1 protein-coding gene is annotated in these 221 nt (G+C 63.8%); it reads right to left on the reverse strand.

Features of this window, described 5'->3' with window-relative positions:
* Nucleotides 1-94: 94 nt before the first annotated feature.
* Nucleotides 95-221 (reverse strand): glycosyl hydrolase family 28-related protein (locus tag H6B10_RS16895; protein WP_275951113.1); only part of this gene is annotated, 127 nt, incomplete at its 5' end.

Below are 221 nucleotides of genomic sequence, written 5' to 3' on the forward strand. Positions count from 1 at the left end.
CTGGAACCCCAGACGGAGTACCGTGTGGATGTGGTCTTTGACAACCAGCCCGTGGGTGCCTGTATGCTGCGCACTGGTGCCGAAAAACAGCGTATCAACGTGACTGAAGCGCCCCCGTCAGGTAGACGCCCGCAGGCAGGTAGACGGCATCGCCGGGGCCGCAGGCATCGATGGCACGCTGCAGGGCCGCGGTATTTTTGGTCTTGCCGTCCCCCTTGGCC

The sequence above is a fragment of the Gemmiger formicilis genome, assembly GCF_016901605.1.
In the GTDB taxonomy this organism is placed as follows: Bacteria; Bacillota; Clostridia; order Oscillospirales; family Ruminococcaceae; genus Gemmiger; species Gemmiger formicilis_B.